This window comes from Streptomyces coelicoflavus (assembly GCF_003112555.1).
In the GTDB taxonomy this organism is placed as follows: domain Bacteria; phylum Actinomycetota; class Actinomycetes; order Streptomycetales; family Streptomycetaceae; genus Streptomyces; species Streptomyces coelicoflavus.
Window position 1 is genome coordinate 1 of the sequence record NZ_BEWB01000003.1, and the last position, 21,134, is coordinate 21,134.

The window sequence follows — 21,134 nt, forward strand, 5'->3', positions numbered from 1 at the left end:
TTGCGGCTGTTGGGCCGTTCCGACGTTTCAAACCTTAGCGGACTCTCCCGGTGTTTCCCAATCGGGGTCGATCGGGCCGGCGAGTACCCCTCGGAATTGAATTCGGGCGTGCCGAAGTCATTCCCGCTGGGGATCGTGCTGGTGGTTTGAGTGCCGCTGCTGCGGCGGGAGGTGCTACCGCAGAACCGTTACGGTCCCGTGGCAACCCGGAGAACACTACGGATCCCACAGGGGGCTGTCAAGCACGCCTGTCAAGATCTTTAATCGAGGTCGCTGAGCCGGCCGCCGGCGTCGGGCTGCGCGTGCTCCACCCGGCGCAGGAGGCGGGTGAGCACCTCGCCGAGCGCGGTGCGCTCGTCGGCGGAGAGGTCCTGGAGGAGGTCCTCCTCGAAGACCGTGGCCAGGCGCATGGCCGCCAGCCACTTCTCGCGCCCCTCCGCGGTGATGGCCACGATGACGCGGACCCGGTTGGTCTCGTCGCGTTCCCGGGTGACGAGGCCCTCCGTGACCATGCGGTCGATCCGGTGGGTCATCGCGGCCGGGGTCAGGCCGAGGCGCTTGGCGAGGTCACCGGGGCCGAGGCAGTAGGGGGCGCCGGAGAGCACGAGTGCCTTCAGCACCTCCCAGTCCGTGTTGCCGATGCCCAGCTCGGCGGTCTGCCGGCCGTACGCGACGTTCATACGGCGGTTGAGGCGGGAGAGCGCGGAGACGATCTTCTCGACCTGGGGGTCGAGGTCCTGGAACTCGCGCTGGTAGGCGGCGATCTGCTCTTCGAGTGTCGGCTCGCCGGCGCCGGAGGTGTCGCCCATGGCCGCAGTATGGCACGGGCCTCCTTTGCTTTGAAGTCCTTCGCTATGTACTCTTTACCTTCGAACTTTAGCTTCTAAGTCTTCAGTCCTCAGCTCTGACGGCTTCAGCGATCGATCCCGAGAGATCAAGAGAGGGTGAACGTGACCAGGGCAATGGGCGCAGCGATGCGCCGGATCCACGTGGGCAACGCACTCAGCGCGTTCGGACTCGGCTTCACAGTCCCCTACCTGTACGTCTATGTGGCGCAGGTACGGGGACTGGGTTCTGTCACGGCGGGCCTCGTGCTCGCCGTCTTCGCCGTGGCCGCGCTGATCGTGCTGCCGTTCGCCGGACGGGCCATCGTCCGGCGCGGTCCGCTGCCGGTACTGCTGGTCGCCCTGGTCACCGCCGCCCTGGGGGCCATGAGCCTCGGGCTGTCCGCGTCGGCGGGCGCGGTGCTGGTCTCCGCCGCCGCGCTCGGTGCCGGGCAGGCCGTGATGCAGCCGACGCTCGCGACGATGATCGTGGACTGCTCCACGACGGAGACCCGGTCACGGGCGTTCGCCATGCAGTTCTTCCTGCAGAACCTGGGGCTCGGCGTCGGCGGGCTCATCGGTGGCCATCTGGTCGACACCTCGAGCGCCGCGTCCTTCACGCTGCTGTTCGCCATCGAGGCGGCGATGTTCCTGGTGCTGGTCGCCGTCATGGCGACGGTGCGGGCGCCGCGCGCGCCGCGGATCGAGGGGGCGCCGGGGCAGGGCGCCGGCGGAAGCTGGAAGCAGCTGCTCGGCAACCGGGCCATGGTGCAGCTGTGCGTGCTGGGCTTCGTGCTGTTCTTCGCCTGCTACGGGCAGTTCGAGTCGGGGCTGAGCGCGTACGGCGTCGAGGCGGCCGGGATCTCCACGTCCGCGCTGGGGACCGCGCTGGCGGCGAACACGCTGATGATCGTGGTCGCGCAGTTCGCGGTGCTGAAGTTCGTGGAGCGGCGCAAGCGGTCCCGCGTGATCGCCTCCGTGGGGCTGATCTGGGCCGTGGCGTGGGCCGTGGCCGGGTATGCCGGGCTCGGGCACGGCAGCCAGGCGATGGCGACGGCCGCGTTCATCTCGACGTACGCGCTGTTCGGGCTGGGTGAGGCGTTGCTGTCGCCGACGCTGGCTCCGCTGGTGGCGGATCTGGCGCCGACCGGTCTGGCCGGGCAGTACAACTCCGCCTTCGCCCTGGTGAAGCAGCTCGCGCTGGCGATCGGCCCCGCGGTGGGCGGACCGCTGGGGGCCTCGATGCACGGGCCGTACATCGTGGCGTTCCTGTTGATCTCGCTGGGCATCACGGTGCTGGCGGTGCGGCTGGGGCGGCAGCTCACGGACGTACAGAACCAGCCGTCGCTCGCGCGGAGCCGGGTGGTCACGCAGGGCCGGGCGCCGGCCGACGCGGTGGTCGTCGCGGAGGCGTGAGGCGGGCCGGGTTGTGGGCCGGGGTGTGGGCGGGTTGGTGCCGCCCGCCCCGGCTCACTGCTTCTGGAGGACGAACTCGCACCAGACCGCCTTGCCGCCGCCCGGCGTCCGTCGGGATCCCCAGTTGGAGGCGATCGTCGCGACGATGGCGATGCCCCGGCCGGACTCGTCGCCGGGCTCCGCGCGGCGGCGTCTGGGCAGGTGGTCGTCGCCGTCGGTCACCTCGATGATCAGGCGGCGGTCGGTGCGGCGCAGCCTCAGCCGCATCGGCGGGGTGCCGTGCTGGAGGGAGTTGGCGACGAGTTCGCTGGTCGCCAGGACGCCGAGGTCGTGCAGGTCGGCGGGGAAGCGCCAGCTGGTGAGGACGCCGGAGGCGAAGGCACGCGCGCGTGGGGCCGCTTCGACGCCGCCGAGCAGTTCCAGGGCGGCGTTGCGGAACAGCTCGGCCTCGGCGCCCTTGCGGGCGGGGTGCTGGAGGACGAGGACGGCGACGTCGTCGTCGTGGTCCGGGGTGACGCCCGCCGAGCGGATCAGCCGGTCGCAGACCACCTGGGGCGTGCCGGTGGCGCCGGACAGGGCGTGCTCCAGGGCGGCGATGCCCTCGTCGAGGTCCTCGTCCCGGCGTTCCACCAGGCCGTCGGTGTAGAGGACGGCGGTGGAGCCGGGGGGCAGGGCGATCGAGCCGGAGGCGTGGATCCAGCCGCCGGTGCCGAGCGGGGGGCCGGTGGGTTCGTCGGCGCGCTGCACGGTGCCGTCCTCGTCGCGGACCAGGATGGGCAGGTGGCCGGCGGACGCGTAGACGAGGCGGCCCTCGTTCGGGTCGTGGATGGCGTAGACGCAGGTGGCGATCTGGTTGGCGTCGATCTCGGCGGCGAGGCCGTCGAGGAGCTGGAGCACCTCGTGCGGGGGCAGGTCCAGGCGGGCGTAGGCCCGGACCGCCGTACGGAGCTGGCCCATGACGGCGGCCGCGCGGACGCCCCGGCCCATGACGTCGCCGATGACGAGGGCGGTACGGCCGCCGCCGAGGGTGATCACGTCGTACCAGTCGCCGCCGACCGCGGCCTCGGTGCCGCCGGGGTGGTAGGTGGCGGCGACGCGCAGGTCGTCGGGCTCCTCCAGTTCCTGCGGGAGGAGGGAGCGCTGGAGGGTGACGGCGGTTTCGCGCTGGCTGCGTTCGCTCGCGCGCAGGCGGCCCGCGGCCTCGGCGTGGTCGGTGACGTCGGTGGCGAAGACGAGGACGCCCCGGCCGCCGTCGTCGTGGCCCTCGGCGACCGGGGTGCAGGTGAAGGTGTAGGAGCGGCCGTCGGGGGCCTTGCGGGACTTGAGGGTGCGGGTCCTGCCGCTGCGCTGGACCTGGTCCAGGAGCGGGAAGAGGCCGGGCTCGTCCAGCTCGGGGAGCGCCTCGCGGGCGCGGGCGCCGAGGTCGCGGGTGCCGAAGGCGGCGACGTAGGCGTCGTTGACGTAGGCGAGGCGGTGTTCGGGGCCGTGGACGAGGGCGACGAGGGCCGGGACGCGGTCGAGGACGTCACGGACGGGCAGTTCGTCGACGCTGGGAGCGTCGGGGGCGGGTGGGGCTTCGTCGGTCAGCTGTTCGGCACGGGCGGCGGGTACGGAGCCGTCTCCCCGCCGGTCCGGGGGGACCGGCGTGTCCGGGCGCGACGCGGCGCGGCGCTGTGTCAGGGGGAGTCGGGCGCTCCAGCGCGTGAAGTTCACGAATCCTTGCCTCGTGTAGTGGTCGGCGGCCGGGGACCGGGACGGGCCGGGTCGACCCGGGCCCCGGGGGCCGCGCTGGGGCGAGCGGCGGCGCGCCCGCGGTGGTGGACCAGTCTGGCAGGGCGCCCGCCCGGCCGACATCCGTCAGACGCCCCAGTGGCCGGGGGAGTTCCTGAGTCCGGTCAGGACGACCCCTTCGGGTTGTGCGGGGGCTCCTGAGAAGGCTTTCCACCGGCCGCGAGTTCGAACTCCGCCCGCGGATGTTCGAGTGAGCCGAGGGAGACGATCTCCCGTTTGAAGAGGCCGGCGATCACCCATTCGGCGAGTACGCGCGCCTTGCGGTTGACGGTGGGGACCCGGCTGAGGTGGTAGGCGCGGTGCATGAACCACGCGGGGTAGCCCTTGAGTTTACGGCCGTAGACCTGGGCGACGCCCTGGTGGAAGCCGAGGGAGGCGACGGAGCCGGCGTACTTGTGCGCGTAGGTGTCGAGGGGCTCGCCGCGCAGGGCGTGGGCGACGTTGTCACCGAGGACCTTGGCCTGGCGGACGGCGTGCTGGGCGTTGGGGGCGCATTCCCGGCCGGGTTCGGGCGCGGTGACGTCGGGGACGGCGGCGGCGTCCCCGGCCGCCCACGCGTGCGGGGCGCCGTCGACCGACAGGTGGGCGGTGCAGGTGAGCCGGCCCCGGTCGTCGAGGGGCAGGTCGGTGGCGGTGAGGACCGGGTGCGGTTTGACGCCGGCGGTCCAGACGACCGTGCGGGTGGGGAAGCGGGAGCCGTCGCCGAGGACGGCGACGCGGTCGGCGCAGGACTCGAGGCGGGTGTCCAGGCGTACGTCGATGTTGCGGCGGCGCAGTTCGGTGACCGTGTAGCGGCCCAGCTCCTCGCCGACCTCGGGCAGGATGCGGCCCGACGCCTCGACGAGCATCCACTTCATGTCCTCGGGGGTGACGTTGTGGTAGTACCGCGCGGCGTAGCGGGCCATGTCCTCCAGCTCGCCGAGGGCCTCCACGCCCGCGTAGCCGCCGCCGACGAAGACGAAGGTGAGGGCGGCGTCGCGGAGGGCGGGGTCGCGGGTGGAGGAGGCGATGTCCAGCTGTTCGAGGACGTGGTTGCGCAGGCCGATGGCCTCCTCGACGGTCTTGAAGCCGACGCCGTGGTCGGCGAGGCCGGGGACGGGCAGGGTGCGCGAGACGGACCCTGGCGCGAGGACCAGTTCGTCGTACGTCACCCGGCGGGCGCCGGTCCTCTCCTCGTCGGTGGCGAGGGTGGTGAGGGTGGCGGTGCGGGTCGTGTGGTCGATGCACTGCACCTCGCCGATGACGACGTCGCACTGGCCGAGGACGCGGCGCAGGGGCACGACGACGTGCCGCGGGGAGATGGAACCGGCCGCCGCTTCGGGGAGGAACGGCTGGTACGTCATGTAGGGGTCCGGGGTGACGAGCATGATCTCGGCATCGCCCCGCCGCAGTTCGGCCTTGAGATTCCGTTGCAACCGCAGGGCCGTGTACATCCCGACGTAGCCACCGCCGACAACGAGAATGCGCGCACGTTCCTTCACCACCCCATGACGCACCCGGCGCTTGCGTTTGTCCACAGGCTCGTCAAATTGTGTGACCGGAGATCGCGAGCGCGCACAGGGGTGCGCGGCACCGTGTCGGGAAGTGATCGCGCAGGTCAGCGGCAGTGGGAGTGGGGGTCGGGGACGGCACATTCGGGGCGTATGAGATCGGTGCTCCGATCGGGGGGCGCTCCGTGCGGAACGTGCCCCTTCTGAATTGACCCTCGCTCAACTATGTTCTTTCCGACGGTGTGCAGGGCGATGTGCTCATGGGGTCCGCGACGGGCGGACCACGGAACCGGGCCCGTTCCACGCACTCCGGCTTTCGATGGCGGGGAGAGTCTCCGGGGGGAGACGTCATTACCGGGGGATTGTCTATGCATGTTCAGGATTCTCATTGGTCGTCCGCGTCGGCCGTCGCGCCCGGAGGCGCGATGAGTACGAGTGCGGCGGCGGGCGGCACTCGCGGTGACGCGGCACGCAGTGCGCCCTTGCGCGTGGACGCCCAGCGCAATCTGGAGCACGTGCTGCGCGCGGCGCGCGAGGTGTTCGGTGAGCTGGGGTACGGCGCGCCCATGGAGGACGTGGCACGGCGCGCACGGGTCGGCGTCGGCACGGTGTACCGGCGCTTTCCCAGCAAGGACGTGCTGGTACGGCGAATAGCCGAGGAGGAGACGGCACGGCTGACCGACCAGGCACGCGCGGCGCTCGGGCAGGAGGACGAGCCGTGGTCGGCACTGTCCCGCTTTCTGCGGACGTCGGTTGCCTCGGGCGCCGGACGGCTGCTGCCGCCGCAGGTGCTGCGGGTCGGGGTGGCGGAGGACGGTGATGACGGTGCCGGGGCGGCCGGAGTCGCGGCGGCCGGTGATCCGCGGGTGCCGCAGCAGCGGATACAGCCGGGCACCGGCGAGTTGCGGCTGGTGTCCGAAGGGGCCCCCGAGGCCGGAGCGCCCGCCGGCCCGGTGGGTTCCGCCGCCGACTCCGGCACCGGCTCCGTCACGGGTTCCGTGGCCGTCGGCGACGGTGCCGCGGCACTGCTGGAGGTCGTGGGCCGGCTCGTGGAGCGGGCCCGGACGGCGGGTGAGCTGCGGCCGGACGTGTCGGTGTCGGACGTACTGCTGGTGATAGCCACGGCGGCGCCCTCGCTGCCGGACCCGGCCCAGCAGGCGGCGGCCTCCGCCCGGCTGCTGGACATCCTGCTCGAGGGGCTGCGGTCGCGGCCGGTGTGAGGGGACCGACGGGGACCGACGGGAGACGGGCCGGTGTCTGACGCCGCACGACGCACGCCGGACGACGGACGGGGAGCGGGGGACCGCGACACCGTCGGACGACGGACGGCCCGTTACTCCTTCCCCGAACGGCTGAGCGTTGACACTGCGGCGCGGCAAGTTCCCGCAGACGAGTGATGGTCGGCACAAGGGGGTCCTGAACAAAAGCCAATATGGCACGCTGACCCGGTGTTCGGACTGGCTGGGCAGGTTGGCGGGGGCTTTCCGCGATGAGTGTTGACGGGCGGGACGGATCGGTCGGTGACGGCGGCAGCGGTCCGGACGATGTCGGGACCGGCGACGACGGCGCGCCGCAGGTGCCGGGTCAGGGCGGGCCGGCCCACGTCCGGCGGAACGATTCCGTGGCGGACGGCGGCCGCGAGGCTCCCGCACCGGGCGAAGACCGGGCGGGGACCGGGGTCCCGGCGCAGCGTGAGCTGCACGAGGACAGCGTTCTGCCGCCGCCCCGGGAGCCGGACGACGGTGGCGTCCTGCCGCCGCCGCGCGAGCTCCCGGCGTCCGACGCGGAGTTGATCGAGCGGATGCGCTCGGGCGACGACACCGCCTACGAGGAGCTGTACCTGCGCCACGCCGACGCGGTCCGCAGGTACGCGCGCACCTGCTGCCGTGACGCCCACACCGCGGACGACCTCACCGCCGAGGTGTTCGCCCGCATGCTCCAGGCGGTGCGCGGCGGTTCGGGTCCCGAGTACGCCGTGCGCGCCTACCTGCTCACCGCGGTCCGGCGCGTCGCCGCCGGCTGGACCCGGTCGGCGGGGCGGGAACAACTCGTGGAGGACTTCGCGGTGTTCGCCGCGCAGGCCGCGCACACCGCAAAGGCGGCGGACGACGACACCCTGGAGCTGGGCGCCGACGTCCGCGCCATGCACGAGGCCGAGCAGTCGATGGCCATGCGGGCCTTCCGGTCGCTGCCGGAGCGGTGGCAGGCCGTGCTGTGGCACACCGAGGTCGAGGACGAGTCGCCGAGCGAGGTGGCCACGCTCTTCGGGCTGGACGCCAACGGCACCCGCGTCCTCGCCAGCCGGGCCCGCGAAGGGCTGAAGCAGGCCTATCTCCAGGCCCATGTCAGCGACGCCCTCGCCACCGACGAGGAGTGCGCCCGTTACGCCGACCAGCTCGGCACGTACGCGCGCGGCAGGCTGCGCATCCGGGCCGAACGCGGGCTGCGCAAGCACCTGGAGGAGTGCGCCAGGTGCCGGCTGGCGGCGACCCAGATCGAGGAGGTCGCGAGCGGCATCCCCGCCGTGGTGCCCGTCGCGGTCATCGGCTGGTTCGGTGTCGCCGGGTACGCGAAGGCGGCGGGGCTCGTCGCCGGGGGCGCGGGCGCCGGTGCGGCGGGAGTCGCGGGCGCGGCGGCCGCGGCGGGCGGCGGTACGTCCGGCGGAGCGGGCGCCGGGGGCGGGGCGGCAGCCGCGGAAGGGCTCGGCGCGCCGGTGAAGGCCGGTATCGCGGCCGGTGTGGTCGCGGTGGCCGCAGCGGCGGCGCTGGCCCTGGCCCTGACCGGCGACGAGACCCCGGACAAGGAACCGCCGAAGGCCGCCCCGCCCGCGTCCTCACCGGTGGCGCAGCCCGCCCCGGACACGCCCACCCCCTCGACGCGCCCGCCCCGCCCACCGGCACCGGTGGCCGCCCCCGAGCCGACTCCGACCCCCACCCCGGAGCCGACCCCGCCCCCGAAACCCACGCCCACCCCCACACCCACACCCACCCCGAAGCCGACCCCGACGCCCACCCCGACCCCGACGCCTCCCCCGCCGCCCGCGCCCACCGTCTACCGGTGGAGCGAGCTGGCGTACGACGTGAGCGGTGACGGCACCGGTCCCGAGATGCGGCTGGCCGACAGCAGCTGGGTGTGGCAGCGCTCGTCCCTGTCCGTCGCCGACGTGCGGTATGCGCACGGCGTCACCGTCCACGGACGTTCCTCGGTCACCATCGACCTGAACCGCGACTGCTCGTCCTACGACGCCCTGGCCGGCGTCGACGACCTGACGATGAAGCTGGGCAAGGTCCACTTCTCGGTGTACGCCGACGACGTGCGGCTGTGGAACTCGGGGATGGTCAAGGGCGGGGACCCGGCGCTGCCCGTCCATGTGGACATCACGGGGCGCGAGACGATGCGGCTGGTGACCGAGCCGCACAGCCCCGTCGACACGGTGGCGCTCGCGGACTGGGCCCAGTCCCGCTTCACCTGCGCGTAGGAGTCCGCCCGGCCGGCTGCTCCACCGCCACCGCCACCGTCAGCTCGGCGACGACGTCCCGCGGGGTGAGGGCGGCACCCCGGGCCAGTTCGGCGGCGTACCGCTCGCCGCCGAGGGCACTGCGGGCGGCGGCCTCGGCCCGTTCGGCGTGCGCGCGGTCCGGCATGGGGCGCGGACGGTCGCCGCGCCAGTGCCCGGCCGCCCCGAGCAGCCGCACCGCGCGCGCCTGGTCGCCGCAGTCGCTCAGCAGGCCGGCCGCGCTGTCCACGAGGGTCGCCAGCACCAGGTCGGCGCACTGCTCCTCGACGGCCGACCGGAGGGTGCCCGCCAGCAGCCGCAGGGCCGCCCGCGGGCCCGACTCGCCCGCCGTCACGAGCGCGTCCACCAGTCCCAGCATCGCCAGGAACTGCGGCGGCGGCGTGCCGCGCAGGCACTCCTCGCGGGCCGCCTCCCACAGCACGCGGGCCCGCGCGAAGTCCTCGTCCACCACCGCGAGCCCGGCCCGCAGCATCAGGACGAAGGCCTTGGAGTCCACGACGCCGTGCCGGTCCGCCGCGGCGCCGGCTTCGTCGAGTACGCCGAGTGCCGTGCTGCGGTCCCCCTCGCGGTAGGCGATCTCGGCGAGCCGGGCGATGAGGAACGGCGCCTCCGCGAAGGCGCCCACCTCCTCGGCGAGCCGCAGGGCCTCCGCGTACTCGGCCCTGGCCTCCTCGTAGTCGCCGCGCACCATGGCGGCCTCGCCGAAGGCGCTGCACACCTGGGCCTGCACCAGGCGGTCGCCGACGCGGCGGCTGAGCACGCGCATTTCCGCCAGGTCGTCGTCGATGCCGGCCGGGGTGCCCGAGAGGTCGACCACGGCGTGGGTGCGGAACATGAGGCTGGCGGCGATCTCCCACTCGCCGCCGTGGGCACGGCAGTTGGCGACGGAGGCGTCCATGGAGCCGCGGACGTCGCCCGAGTCGTCGACGAAGAACTCCGTCAGCGGCCAGATGAGGCCGGGAACCCGGGCCGCCTCGGGGCCGCCGGCGGCGAAGTGGTCCCGCACCCGCCGGACGTAGCGCCGCATGCGGTCGTCCAGCAGCCCTTCCCTCGGCGCGGTCTCGAAGGTGAGGAGGATGTGCATCATCCGCACCCGCATGCGCAGGGAGTGCAGCGGCTGCGGCGGGTCGCCGTCCCGTACCGCGAGCAGCGCGTCGATGTGGTCGGCGGCGGACGGACGAAGGTCAGGACCGGACGTACGACGGTCGGGCACGGACGCACCACGGTCGTCGACGCCCGTCGCCGCGGCACCGCCGGCGTCCAGGGCGGCGCCGAGGCGCAGCACCCGGTCCAGCCAGCCGACGCCCTCGTAGCGGTAGTTGCGCAGCCACCAGAACCAGCCCATGGCGAGGGCGAGGGCGGCGGCCTCCGGCTCGTCGCCCGCGGCGAGGGAACGGCCGAGGGCCGCGCGGATGTTGTCGTGCTCGGTCTCCAGACGGGCTATGTACGGCAGTTGCCCGGCCGAGCGCAGCTGCGGATCGGCCTCCTCGGCGAGGAGGCGGGCCCATGCGCGGTGGGCCCGCTCGGCGGCGGCGCGCAGCCCGGGGACCTCGGCGGCGCGTTCCTCGGCGTACTCGTGGATGGTCTCCAGCATGCGGTAGCGCATGTCGGCGCCGTCGGTACCGAGATCGGCGACGACGAGGGACTTGTCGACGAGCGCCCCGACGAGGTCCGCGGCAGGCCCGGAACACACGGCCTCCGCCGCCGCCAGGTCCCAGCCGCCCGCGAAGACGGACAGCTCGCGCAGCATCGTGCGTTCCGCCTCGTCGAGGAGGTCCCAGGACCAGTCGACGACCGCGCGCAGCGTCTGCTGGCGGGGCAGGACGGTGCGGCTGCCGGAGGTGAGCAGGCGGAAGCGGTCGTCGAGCCGGTCGGCGATCTCCCGTGGGGTGAGCAGCCGCAGCCGGGCGGCGGCCAGTTCGATGGCGAGCGGCAGTCCGTCGAGGCGCCGGCAGATCTCGGCGACCGCCCCCTCGTCGCGCAGCACGGCGTCGGCGTCGGGACGGACGGCGCTCGCGCGCGCGGCGAAGAGGCGACGTGCCTGTCCGGGGGTGAGCGGCTCGACCGGGCGTACCGACTCGCCGGGTACGCCCAGCGGTTCACGGCTGGTGGCGAGGACGGTCAGGCCGGGGCAGCGGGTCAGCAGGGTCTCGGCGAGCCGGGCCACCGCGCCGATGACGTGTTCGCAGTTGTCGAGGACCAGGAGCCGGCTGCGCGGGGCGCAGTACTCGACGAGCAGGGCGACGGGGTCGTCCTGGACGGCCGGCCGGTCGCCGGTCAGCAGCACGGTCTCGCGCAGTCCGAGGGCGTTGACGACCGCGCCCGGTACCGCCTCGGGCCGGTCCAGCGGGGCGAGTTCGACCAGCCAGGCCTGGTCGAGCCCGGCGGCGGCCTCCTCGGCGAGGCGGGTCTTCCCGGATCCGCCCGGTCCGGTGAGGGTGACGAGGCGGGACGCGTGCAGTTCGGAACGGATGGCGTCGAGTTCCGGTTCCCGTCCCACGAAGGTGGTCAGCCGGGGCCGGATGTTGCCCCGGCGCTCCTCGGCCGCCGGAACGGCGGTCCGTTCCGCGCCCCCGGCGCCGAGCAGTTCGGCGTGCAGGGCGCGCAGCCGGGGTCCGGGTTCGGTGCCGAGTCCTTCGGCGAGGGTGCGGCGGGCGCTCTCGTAGGCGGCCAGCGCGTCGGCGTCGCGGCCGGTGGCGCGCAGGGCGCCGATGAGGAGGGCGTGCAGCGGTTCGTCGTACGGGTGGGCGGCGGTCAGTTCGCGCAGCCGCGGTACGGCGTCGGGGGCGTCGCCGAGGCGCAGACCGGCCTCGATACGGGCCCGGGTGGCCTCCAGGCGCAGCGCCTCGGGGCCGGCCGCGTGGCCGGGCAGGTCGGCCAGTGCCGGGCCCCGCCAGAGGGCCAGTGCCTCGTCCAGGTGCCGGGCGGCCGACGCGGCGTCGCCGTGCCCGAGGGCGGTGGTGCCCTGCCGTACGAGGTGTTCGAAGACGTACAGGTCCACGTCGTCGCGGGTCGCGGCGAGCCGGTAGCCGCCGGGGGCCGAGACGACGGTTTCCCTGCCGACGGTACGGCGGAGGCGGCCGACCAGGGCCTGGAGGGCGGCGGGGGCGTCCTGGGGCGGATCGTCCTCCGCCCAGACCTCGTCGATCAGGGTGGCGGGCGTGACGACGTCGCCGGGACGCAGGGCGAGGGCGGCGAGCAGCGCGCGCAGGCGGGGACCGCCGGGGCTCGCGACGGTGCCGTGGTCCTCCGTCTGGGTGACGCCCAGGATTCTGTACCGCACGGGGTCATTGTCGCCGAGTGGGTGAGCACGGGCACCCGGCATGGCGTTGGCACGCGGCGCGGAGGTGGGGAGCGCGGCCCGGCGCTGCGGGGTGCGGCTGCGCCCACCCGTGCCGCTGTTCGCGGCGACGGCGGGCAGCCGCGAGCGGCGAGGAGGGGCAGCGGGGCGTAGGCGGCCGGCAGCCGCGTACGGCGGGAAGGGGTCGGGTCGGGGGGTGTCCGCCCGCAGCGGTTGGCGCGTCAACGGAGTTCGCTTCTGTGGCCGACCGATTCCGCGCCGTTCCGAGGACGGACACCCCCCGGCGCGGCCCCGACCCACAACGCACCCCAACGCGCTACGCGCACCCCCACACCCCGCACAGGCGCCGCAGGCACCCGCACCCGCACCCGCACCGCCTCAGCCCCGCCGCACCACCTCAGCCCCGCCGCACCACCGCCCCCGCACCGCCCAGCGCGCCCCGTTGCGGTGCGATGCCGGCCGGTACCGCGCGTTGGCGGGCCGGGGTGCCGGTCCAGCAGGTGCCGCGGCGGGCGAGGAGGCGGCCGAGCCACAGCTCCAGGGAGACGAGGTCGGCCAGGCCGTCCAGCGGCAGCGGCTCGCCCGCGGCCGCCGCCCGCACCGCCTTGCGCACGACCCGCGCCTCCACGAGCCCCGCCTCCGCGAGCAGCGGCCGGTCGAAGAGTCCGAGCAGGGAGTCCGCGGAGACCCGCAGCCCCGTGCGCGCGGCGGAGGCCGCCAGTGCCTGGGTGGGCGCCCCCCACCCGGGCGGCAGCTCGCTCACCCCCGCCCCCTCCAGCACCGTCCGCAGGATCGCCGCCCGCGCCCCCGGCCGCACCCGCAGCGCCTCCGGCAGGGCCCGGCACGCCCGGACGACCTGGTTGTCGAGGAACGGCGTGTGCAGCCGCTGGAAGCGGATCTCGGCGGCCTGCTCGAGCACCCGCACCTCCGCCGCCTGCCGCGCCAGCGCCGACCGCGCCCGGAAGTCCCCGGGACGCTGCCCCGGACCCACTCCCGACCGCTGCGAGGACGTCTGGAGGCGAACCGATACTTCAGCCAGCGCCTCTCCGGTCAGCCACCGCGCCGCCGGCCCCGCCCCGGCCCAGGTCAGCGCGGCCAGGGACGCGTCCATCGCCCCGTCGCCCGGCGTGTCGAAGCGTCTGCGCAGCAACCGCTCGGCGAGCACCTCGAGGCCGCTCCGGTACGGCGTGCGGGCCAGCCGTCGCGCCGCCGCGTACACGCGCCCGGGGACGAGTACCGACCCGTCGGCCTTGGCGAGTGCGGCGACCGGCCGGACCAGATGGCGCCGTTTGCGGTCCATGAGCAGGTCGGCCAGGCGCGCCGGATGGGCGTCGAGGACCTGTCGCGCCCCGTACCCGGTGAAGTGGTCCGCGCTGCCCGCGGCCAGCCGGGCCCGGTGCCGTGCGGCGGCGACCAGGGAGGAGCCCGGCTCGTCGGTCAGCGGCCCGTCGAGGGCGGCGTACGGCAGCATCTCCTCGCCGCCGGTGACCACCACGTGGTGCAGCCGCGGGTTGGCCGCGAGCGCGCCCGCCCGCGCCAGCTCGGGTTCCTGCCCGCCGACGGCGAGGTCGTTGAAGGTGACGGCCAGCAGCCGCTCCCCCGCTCCCGTGCCGTGTCCCAGCACGGTCCCCGGCATCCCCGGCAGCCCGGCCGCCAGCAGCGCCAGCGTGCCCGAGGCGGGGCCGCCGGACAGGTCGGCCCCGATCCCGGGCACCGGCATCCCGCGCGCGGCCCGGCGTTCGGCGGGCCCCATGCCCGGGACGGGGCCGGGGTCGATGCCGTCCCCGGGGACGTGCCGGGGCGCGGCGAGCCGGGTGCGCACCGCTTCGAGCAGGGCGTCCCGCACGCCGTCCACGGCACGGTCCGGGTCGGCCGAGGGCGCCGCGACGGCGAGCGAGGCCACCGGTTCGTACCCGGCGATCTCGCGCGCCCCGGCGCGCAGGATCAGCGCGTGCCCCGGCGGAACACGCTTCACGCCGTCGTACGGGGTGGAGTCGTCCAGCGCGGCCGGCACGTCGGGCGTGGCGAGCAGCGCGGCGAGGTGGCCGAAGTCCAGGTTGGCCTCGACGAGGTCGGCCAGTGGCAGCGCGGCGGTCGCGTAGGCGGTGCCGCCCGCCCAGGGGGTGTGGAAGACCGGCCGGGCGCCCGCGAGGTCGCCGCAGACGGTGATCCGCCGGCCCACCTGGACGACGGCCGTGTAACTGCCGGGCCAGGCCGTCAGATGCCGGAGTGCGCCCCCGCGCGCGGCGAACAGCGCGACCCGCAGTTGCTCGTCGCTCGCGCCGCAGATGCCGAGGACGGCGATCCGGGTCTGGGGGTCGGCCGTGACGACACGCACCTCGTCGGGGCGCCAGTCGCCGACCGCCCACAGGGGGTCGGGGTCGCCCCACAACGCCTGGGCCCCCACGGGCTGGACGGTCTCGCCGTCGTAACCGGTGACTCCGGCGGATCCGTTGGCGCCCGCGGAGCCGGCCGCCCCGGCGATCCCCGCTGCTCCTGCTCCCACGGCGGCGCTGCTCCACCCCACCAACCACCGCATCGACGCCTCCACAGGCTGGGGACAACCAGTGCACCGTACGAACTGGTTCCCCATGCTGCCATGAAGGGCGCGCCACAGAGCGTCGGCGGAGCCGCGTGTGCTCCCTGAGTGCGCCCTCGCGGAGACTCACGCGAGACCGCCGACTCCCTCTCCGCCGCCCCGGACACCGTTCCGGAGGGAGCGAAGACGACGCGAATGCGCCCCCTGAACGCGCCCTTTGGCTACCCAACGCGCCCTCAACTCCCGTGGTGAGGGCGGTAGTGCTCGAAAATCACCAACGGTGATTTTCAGCCAAATCGACGCGACGCGGCCACATTCGAACACGCTCCGTACAAACTCTGCGCACCGCCCGGCCACTCGCCGGCGGCGCGCAGCCCGGGAGGCGGGACTCGCCCCCCGGGCCGGTCCGCCGCCCGCGGGGATGTAGGCGGCGGCGTCCCCCAGCCCACTGGATCCAGTACAGCGGGCCGACCCACGCACCGACCATGGAATCGCTCCCGCCGTGGCCGGAGAAGAGCGCACGGGCGGGCGCACGGCCACACATCGGGAGCACGCGGCAACAGACCGTACATGCACCGCACTTGAGTACGGACCACAATCCCGCCATCCGGAAGAATGCCTCTTAACGCATGGGATGCGGCGAACTACGCTGGGTTTACGAATGCCGCGTGGTTATGCCAGCGCGGCAGCCGTCTGTGTCGAGGGGTGACGCATGTCCAGGGAGCAACGCGGGCCGAACGAGAAACTCGGCGCCGTTCTCGCCCTCGCGGGAATCAGCAACGCAGGTCTCGCCCGGCGCGTCAACGACCTCGGCGCCCAGCGCGGGTTGACCCTCCGCTACGACAAGACGTCGGTGGCGCGCTGGGTTTCGAAGGGCATGGTGCCGCAGGGTGCGGCGCCGCACCTCATCGCCGCCGCCATCGGCCAGAAGCTGGGCCGCCCGGTGCCGCTCCACGAGATCGGCCTGGCGGACGCGGACCCCGCCCCGGAGGTGGGCCTCGCCTTCCCGAGGGACGTGGGACAGGCGGTCAGGTCCGCCACCGAGCTGTACCGTCTCGACCTCGCCGGCCGCCGGGCCGGCGGCGGCATCTGGCAGTCGCTCGCCGGATCGTTCGCGGTGAGCGCATATGCAACGCCCGCCTCGCGATGGCTGATAACCCCGGCCGACAGCTCGGTGGCGCGCGAGGCGAGCCCGGCCGAGGGCTCCGGCGCACCGCTCAAAGTCGGCCACAGTGATGTGCAGAAGCTCCGCGAGGCCGCCGAGGACGCCCGCCGCTGGGACTCCAAGTACGGCGGCGGCGACTGGCGTTCGTCGATGGTCCCCGAGTGCTTACGGGTCGAGGCGGCACCGCTCCTGCTCGGCTCCTACTCCGACGAGGTCGGCCGCGCCCTGTTCGGCGCCTCGGCCGAGCTGACCCGCCTGGCCGGCTGGATGGCCTTCGACACCGGCCAGCAGGAGGCCGCCCAGCGGTACTACATCCAGGCCCTGCGCCTGGCCCGCGCGGCGGCCGACGTGCCGCTCGGCGGCTACGTCCTGGCCTCGATGTCGCTCCAGGCCACCTACCGCGGCTTCGGCGACGAGGGCGTCGACCTCGCCCAGGCCGCCCTGGAGCGCAACCGCGGCCTGGCCACGGCCCGCACCATGAGCTTCTTCCGCCTGGTCGAGGCCCGTGCCCACGCGCGCGCGAACGACGCGGTGGCGGCCGGGGCCGCCCTGAAGGCCGCCGAGAGCTGGCTGGAGCGCGCCCGGCCCGGCGACAGCGACCCCTCGTGGCTGGGTTTCTACTCCTACGACCGGTTCGCCGCCGACGCGGCCGAGTGCTATCGCGACCTGAAGGCACCGCGCCAGGTCCGCCGCTTCACCGAGCAGGCACTGTCGAAACCGACGGAGGAGTTCGTACGCTCGCACGGGCTCAGACTGGTCGTCTCGGCGGTGGCCGAGCTGGAGTCGGGCAATCTGGACGCGGCCTGCGAGCAGGGCGTGCGGGCGGTCGAGGTGGCCGGCCGCATCTCCTCGGCCCGCACCACCGAGTACGTGAAGGACCTCCTGCACCGCCTGGAACCCTACGGCGACGAGCCGCGCGTGGTGGAGCTGCGCGAGCGCGCCCGCCCGCTGCTGGTGACTCCGGCCTGACGGACCGCCCTCTTCCGGGTTTGAAGGCATTGTCAGTGGCGCAGTGCACTATCGAAGCCGGGAGGTGAACCGGGAGATGGAACGAGTGTTCGACTGTGATGTGCTGGTGATCGGCGGCGGCATCGTCGGCCTGTCCACGGCGTACGCGATCACGCGCGCCGCACCGGGCACCCGGGTCACGGTCCTGGAGAAGGAGCCCGGCCCCGCCCGCCACCAGACGGGCCGCAACAGCGGCGTCATCCACAGCGGTGTCTACTACCGCCCGGGCTCGCTGAAGGCGCGGTACGCGGTCCGGGGCGCCGCCGAGATGGTCAAGTTCTGCGCCGAGTACGGCATCGACCACGCCGTCACCGGCAAGCTGATCGTCGCGACCGACCGCGCCGAGCTGCCCCGCCTGCACGCCCTGGTGCAGCGCGGCCGGGAGAACGGCATACCGGTGCGCGAGCTGGGCGGCGGCCAGATACAGGAGTACGAGCCCGAGGTGCGCGGCCTGGCCGCCATCCACGTCGGCACCACCGGCATCTGCGACTACGGCGCCGTGGCCCGCAGGCTCGCCCAGGCGTCGGGAGCGGAGGTCCGCTACGGCGCCGAGGTGCACCGCGTCGACCGGCGCCCCGGCCTCGGCGTCGCCGTCCGCACCCGCGCAGGGGACGTGCTCCGCGCCCGGGTCATGGTCAACTGCGGCGGGCTGCACTGCGACGGGATCGCCCGCCTGACCGGCGACGACCCCGGCATGCGGATCGTGCCCTTCCGGGGCGAGTACTACGAGCTGGCGCGGCCCGAGCTGGTGCGGGGACTGGTGTATCCGGTGCCGGACCCGGCGTTCCCGTTCCTCGGGGTGCACCTGACCCGCGGCATCGACGGCGGCGTGCACGTCGGACCGAACGCGGTGCCGGCGCTGGCCCGCGAGGGGTACGGCTGGGGCGTGGTGCGCCCCCGCGAGCTGGGCGCCACCCTGGCCTGGCCGGGGTCGTGGCACATGGCCCGGCGGCACTGGAGATACGGGGCGGGCGAGCTGCGCCGGTCCCTGTCCAGGAGCGCCTTCACGACGGCGGTCCGCAGACTGCTGCCGGCGGTGACGGAGGACGACCTGGTCGCCGCCCCGGCCGGGGTGCGGGCGCAGGCGGTGCTGGCGGACGGCACCCTGGTGGACGACTTCCTGATCAAGGAGGGCGCCCACGCGGTGCACGTCCTGAACGCGCCGTCGCCCGCGGCGACCGCGTCCCTGCCCATCGGCCGCGAGGTGGGCCGCAGGGCGCTGGCGATGCTGGCCGCCGCGGACTAGGACCCGTCCCGCCCCGGCGCGCTGCTGCCGTCGTACGAGCCGAGGCCCTCGATCAGCGCCACCAGGGCCGGGTCGCCCGCGAAGCGTTCGGCGTGGATCTGCCGGATGAGGTCGCCCGTGGCCGGGTCCTCGTCGTCGGTCAGGTCGTGCGAGACCATGTGCCGCACCAGCGGCAGACCGATCTCGTCCACCTGCCGGTGCAGCGGAGCGTGCATGTACGCCCGGTAGGCCTCGATGTCCTCGACCGCGAACATCGCCCCGTAGTCGAAGTCACCGCCCACGTCCCGCCCGACCGCCCAGTACGCGACGGCGTCGATCTCGCGCCCCATCCTGCGGAGCATCTCGAGCGCCTCGTCGACCTTCTCCCGGGGCGCGTCGGGGCGCATGGCGAGGCGGATCTGGTGATGGATCACGGCGTCTCTCCTCCACGTGGCGACGGGAACTTCTACCTATCGCTTGAGTTATAGACTGTAACTATCTCGACAGGGCATCGCAACCGCGTGCGCGGACCAACCGTGCGCGGACTAAAATCGACGCATTGTGTCTGACTCCCACCACGCCCCCGAAGCCGAAGCCGCTCCCCCGTCCACGGCCGGGTCCTCCCTGCGGCACGCCCGCGCCAAGGGCGAGCCCCGGTTCCCCGACGGGCCGAAGGCCGATCCCGCCGGGTCGCACTTCGAGCGGCGGATCCGCAGTTTCCAGCCGCGACGCAGCCGGGTGACCGCCGGGCAGGCGGACGCGTTGCAGCGGCTGTGGTCCCGGTGGGGGCTGGACATCGACGGACAGCGCGTCGTCGACCTCGCCGAGCTGTTCGGCAACGCCCGCCCCGTCGTCCTGGAGATCGGCTTCGGCATGGGCGAGGCCACCGCCCGGATGGCCGCCGCCGACCCGGACACCAACATCCTCGCCGTCGACGTCCACACCCCGGGCCAGGGCAACCTCCTCGCGCGCGCGGAGCGCGAGGAACTGCCCAACATCCGGGTGGGCAACGGCGACGCGATCATCCTGCTGCGCGAGATGCTCGCCCCCGGCTCCCTCGCCGGGCTGCGCGTCTACTTCCCCGACCCGTGGCCGAAGAAGCGCCACCACAAGCGCCGACTGATCCAGCCGGAGTTCCTGACGCTGGCCGCGACCCGGCTCGCACCGGGGGCCGTCGTGCACTGCGCCACCGACTGGGAGCCGTACGCCGAGCAGATGCTCGAGGTGCTCACCGCGCACCCCGACTTCGAGAACACCGTGCCCGGCGGCGGGTTCGCGCCACGCCCCGAACACCGGCCGCTGACCCGTTTCGAGGGCCAGGGACTGGACAAGGGACATGTGGTGAACGACCTGCTGTTTCGTCGCGTACAGCACAAGGAGCTGCCCCCCACCGGTTAGGGTCCATGCCGTGGCCACCTGTCCCCCGTACCCGACCCATGTGCACCGGCATACGCACTGGTGGCAGCGCACCTGGGTCCGTTACGGCGCGCTGATCACCCTGCTCGCGCTCTCCGGCCTGGTGATCCTCGCCCTGGTGCGCGAACAGACCGGCACACAGGGCTTCCTGGTGGGGCTCGGGCTCGCCGTCCTGCCCGTACCGCTGCTCGTGGCGGCGTTCCGCTGGCTGGACCGGGTCGATCCCGGACCCTGGCGGAACCTGCTGTTCTGCTTCGCGTGGGGCGCCTGCGCGGCGGCGCTGATAGCGATCGTCGCCAACAGCTTCGCCACCCGGTGGATAGCCACCGCGACCGCCGACCCGGCCGGCGCGGACACCTGGGGCGCCACGGTGATAGCCCCGGTCGTCGAGGAGTCCGCCAAGGCCGCCGCCGTCCTGCTGGTCTTCCTGTTCCGCAGACGGGACTTCACCGGCATCGTCGACGGCGTGGTCGTCGCCGGGGTCACCGCCACCGGCTTCGCCTTCACCGAGAACATCCTCTACCTGGGCACCGCCTTCGGCACCGACCAGCTGACCGGCGACAGCGGCATCGCCTCCGTCACCGCGGCGACCTTCTTCGTCCGCGTCGTGATGTCGCCCTTCGCGCACCCGCTGTTCACGGTCCTCACCGGCATCGGCTTCGGTATCGCCGCGCTCTCCGCGGGCCGGCACCGCCTGCGCCGGGCCCTGCTCCCGCTGGCCGGACTGCTCCTCGCGATGGGCATGCACGCCCTGTGGAACGGCTCGGCCGCGTTCGGCGAGTACGGCTTCTTCGCCGTGTACGCGGCGTTCATGGTGCCGTCGTTCGGCCTGCTGACCTGGCTGGTGATCTGGACCCGGCAGCGTGAACTGGGCACCGTCCGGGCCGAGCTGCCCGCCTACGTGGCCGCCGGCTGGCTGACGCCCGCGGAGCCGTACGCGCTCGGCTCGATGCGGGCCCGCCGCGTCGCCCGGCAGTACGCCCGCAAGCACGCCGGGAAGGAGGGTGCGCGGGCGGTGGCGCGGTACGAGGCCTGTGCGACCTCGGTGGCGTTCCTGCGGCAGCGCGGGCGCCGGGGCAGGGCGGGCGCCGACTTCACCGTACGGGAGCGCCAACTCCTTGACGCCCTGTGGCACCTGCGGGGCGTGGCCCGTCCGGCACTGGACTACGCCGCCCGAACCACCGCACCCCCGGCGCCCGTGCCGCGGCCGGTGCCCCCGTGGGCGTACGGCTACGGCTACGGGGCGCAGGGCGCGTACGGGCACGCGACGGCGCACCCCCCGTACGGCCCGAACCCGCCGCACCACCCGCAGGCGTCCCACGCGCCGTACCCGCAGGCGCCGCACGCCCCGTACCCGCAGTACGCGCCGCCCTCTCCGCAGCACGCGCCGTACACGCCGCCCGGCCCCTACCGGCCGTAGGTCCGCGTCGTCCGGCCGGCCC

General features: G+C 74.1%; 13 protein-coding genes. 7 read left to right on the forward strand and 6 right to left on the reverse strand.

Going from position 1 to position 21,134, the window contains the following annotated elements; translation table 11 throughout:
* Nucleotides 1–260: 260 nt before the first annotated feature.
* Complete coding sequence (locus tag Sco07f_RS05050) at nucleotides 261–809, reverse strand: MarR family winged helix-turn-helix transcriptional regulator (protein WP_007388835.1); 549 nt, start codon at nucleotides 807–809, stop codon at nucleotides 261–263.
* Between the two features lie 153 nt (nucleotides 810–962).
* Between Sco07f_RS05050 and Sco07f_RS05055 the strand changes: the two genes are divergently transcribed.
* On the forward strand, nucleotides 963–2,240 hold the full coding sequence (locus Sco07f_RS05055) for an MDR family MFS transporter (protein WP_108987093.1): 1,278 nt from the start codon (nucleotides 963–965) through the stop codon (nucleotides 2,238–2,240).
* A gap of 54 nt (nucleotides 2,241–2,294) precedes the next feature.
* Here the strand turns inward: Sco07f_RS05055 and Sco07f_RS05060 are convergent, their stop codons facing one another.
* Together Sco07f_RS05060 and Sco07f_RS05065 are read right to left on the reverse strand one after the other, a co-directional pair.
* Entirely contained in the window at nucleotides 2,295–3,953 is a 1,659-nt protein-coding gene (locus tag Sco07f_RS05060) for an ATP-binding SpoIIE family protein phosphatase (protein WP_007388836.1), read from the reverse strand.
* A 182-nt stretch (nucleotides 3,954–4,135) separates the two neighbouring features.
* Nucleotides 4,136–5,515: an NAD(P)/FAD-dependent oxidoreductase gene (locus Sco07f_RS05065; protein WP_108987094.1), complete on the reverse strand. Its 1,380-nt coding sequence runs from the start codon at nucleotides 5,513–5,515 to the stop codon at nucleotides 4,136–4,138.
* 374 nt (nucleotides 5,516–5,889) lie between these two features.
* Between Sco07f_RS05065 and Sco07f_RS05070 the strand changes: the two genes are divergently transcribed.
* Together Sco07f_RS05070 and Sco07f_RS05075 are read left to right on the forward strand one after the other, a co-directional pair.
* Nucleotides 5,890–6,741, forward strand: coding sequence for a TetR/AcrR family transcriptional regulator (locus Sco07f_RS05070; protein WP_108987095.1), 852 nt, complete (start codon nucleotides 5,890–5,892; stop codon nucleotides 6,739–6,741).
* Nucleotides 6,742–7,010: 269 nt separating this feature from the next.
* The gene (locus tag Sco07f_RS05075) at nucleotides 7,011–8,999 is read left to right on the forward strand and encodes a sigma-70 family RNA polymerase sigma factor (protein WP_108987096.1); all 1,989 of its coding nucleotides are present in this window, start codon (nucleotides 7,011–7,013) and stop codon (nucleotides 8,997–8,999) included.
* On the opposite strand, the gene Sco07f_RS05080 is transcribed toward Sco07f_RS05075, so the two are convergent.
* Nucleotides 8,986–12,321, reverse strand: a complete 3,336-nt coding sequence (locus Sco07f_RS05080) for an ATP-binding protein (protein ID WP_167468026.1) — start codon at nucleotides 12,319–12,321, stop codon at nucleotides 8,986–8,988. The two genes, Sco07f_RS05075 and Sco07f_RS05080, sit on opposite strands and share 14 nt — an antisense overlap.
* Nucleotides 12,322–12,736: 415 nt before the next feature.
* Complete coding sequence (locus Sco07f_RS05090; protein ID WP_054102881.1) at nucleotides 12,737–14,878, reverse strand: asparagine synthase-related protein; 2,142 nt, start codon at nucleotides 14,876–14,878, stop codon at nucleotides 12,737–12,739.
* A gap of 712 nt (nucleotides 14,879–15,590) precedes the next feature.
* Here Sco07f_RS05090 and Sco07f_RS05095 point away from each other — a divergent pair.
* Nucleotides 15,591–17,012, forward strand: a complete 1,422-nt coding sequence (locus tag Sco07f_RS05095) for an NsdA family TPR-like regulatory protein (protein ID WP_007451250.1) — start codon at nucleotides 15,591–15,593, stop codon at nucleotides 17,010–17,012.
* A gap of 76 nt (nucleotides 17,013–17,088) precedes the next feature.
* The gene (gene lhgD / locus Sco07f_RS05100) at nucleotides 17,089–18,297 is read left to right on the forward strand and encodes an L-2-hydroxyglutarate dehydrogenase (protein WP_054102882.1); all 1,209 of its coding nucleotides are present in this window, start codon (nucleotides 17,089–17,091) and stop codon (nucleotides 18,295–18,297) included.
* Here lhgD and Sco07f_RS05105 read toward each other — a convergent pair.
* Nucleotides 18,294–18,710: a Dabb family protein gene (locus Sco07f_RS05105; RefSeq protein ID WP_108987098.1), complete on the reverse strand. Its 417-nt coding sequence runs from the start codon at nucleotides 18,708–18,710 to the stop codon at nucleotides 18,294–18,296. The two genes, lhgD and Sco07f_RS05105, sit on opposite strands and share 4 nt — an antisense overlap.
* 127 nt (nucleotides 18,711–18,837) lie before the next feature.
* Here Sco07f_RS05105 and trmB point away from each other — a divergent pair, with 127 nt between their 5' ends.
* Both trmB and Sco07f_RS05115 read left to right on the forward strand, forming a co-directional pair.
* Nucleotides 18,838–19,674 (forward strand): tRNA (guanosine(46)-N7)-methyltransferase TrmB, encoded by an 837-nt coding sequence (gene trmB / locus Sco07f_RS05110; RefSeq protein ID WP_087790405.1) that lies wholly within the window; start codon nucleotides 18,838–18,840, stop codon nucleotides 19,672–19,674.
* 10 nt (nucleotides 19,675–19,684) lie between these two features.
* Nucleotides 19,685–21,112, forward strand: coding sequence for a PrsW family intramembrane metalloprotease (locus Sco07f_RS05115; protein ID WP_108987099.1), 1,428 nt, complete (start codon nucleotides 19,685–19,687; stop codon nucleotides 21,110–21,112).
* The last annotated feature ends 22 nt before the right edge of the window (nucleotides 21,113–21,134 follow it).

What these genes read in the sequence shown, in the direction of transcription:
- Sco07f_RS05050 (WP_007388835.1), bottom strand. Translation starts at nt 809, where the DNA reads ATGGGCGACACCTCCGGCGCCGGCGAGCCGACACTCGAAGAGCAGATC.
- Sco07f_RS05070 (WP_108987095.1), top strand. Translation starts at nt 5,890, where the DNA reads ATGCATGTTCAGGATTCTCATTGGTCGTCCGCGTCGGCCGTCGCGCCC.
- Sco07f_RS05090 (WP_054102881.1), bottom strand. Translation starts at nt 14,878, where the DNA reads ATGCGGTGGTTGGTGGGGTGGAGCAGCGCCGCCGTGGGAGCAGGAGCA.
- Sco07f_RS05095 (WP_007451250.1), top strand. Translation starts at nt 15,591, where the DNA reads ATGTCCAGGGAGCAACGCGGGCCGAACGAGAAACTCGGCGCCGTTCTC.
- lhgD (WP_054102882.1), top strand. Translation starts at nt 17,089, where the DNA reads ATGGAACGAGTGTTCGACTGTGATGTGCTGGTGATCGGCGGCGGCATC.
- Sco07f_RS05075 (WP_108987096.1), top strand. Translation starts at nt 7,011, where the DNA reads ATGAGTGTTGACGGGCGGGACGGATCGGTCGGTGACGGCGGCAGCGGT.
- Sco07f_RS05055 (WP_108987093.1), top strand. Translation starts at nt 963, where the DNA reads ATGGGCGCAGCGATGCGCCGGATCCACGTGGGCAACGCACTCAGCGCG.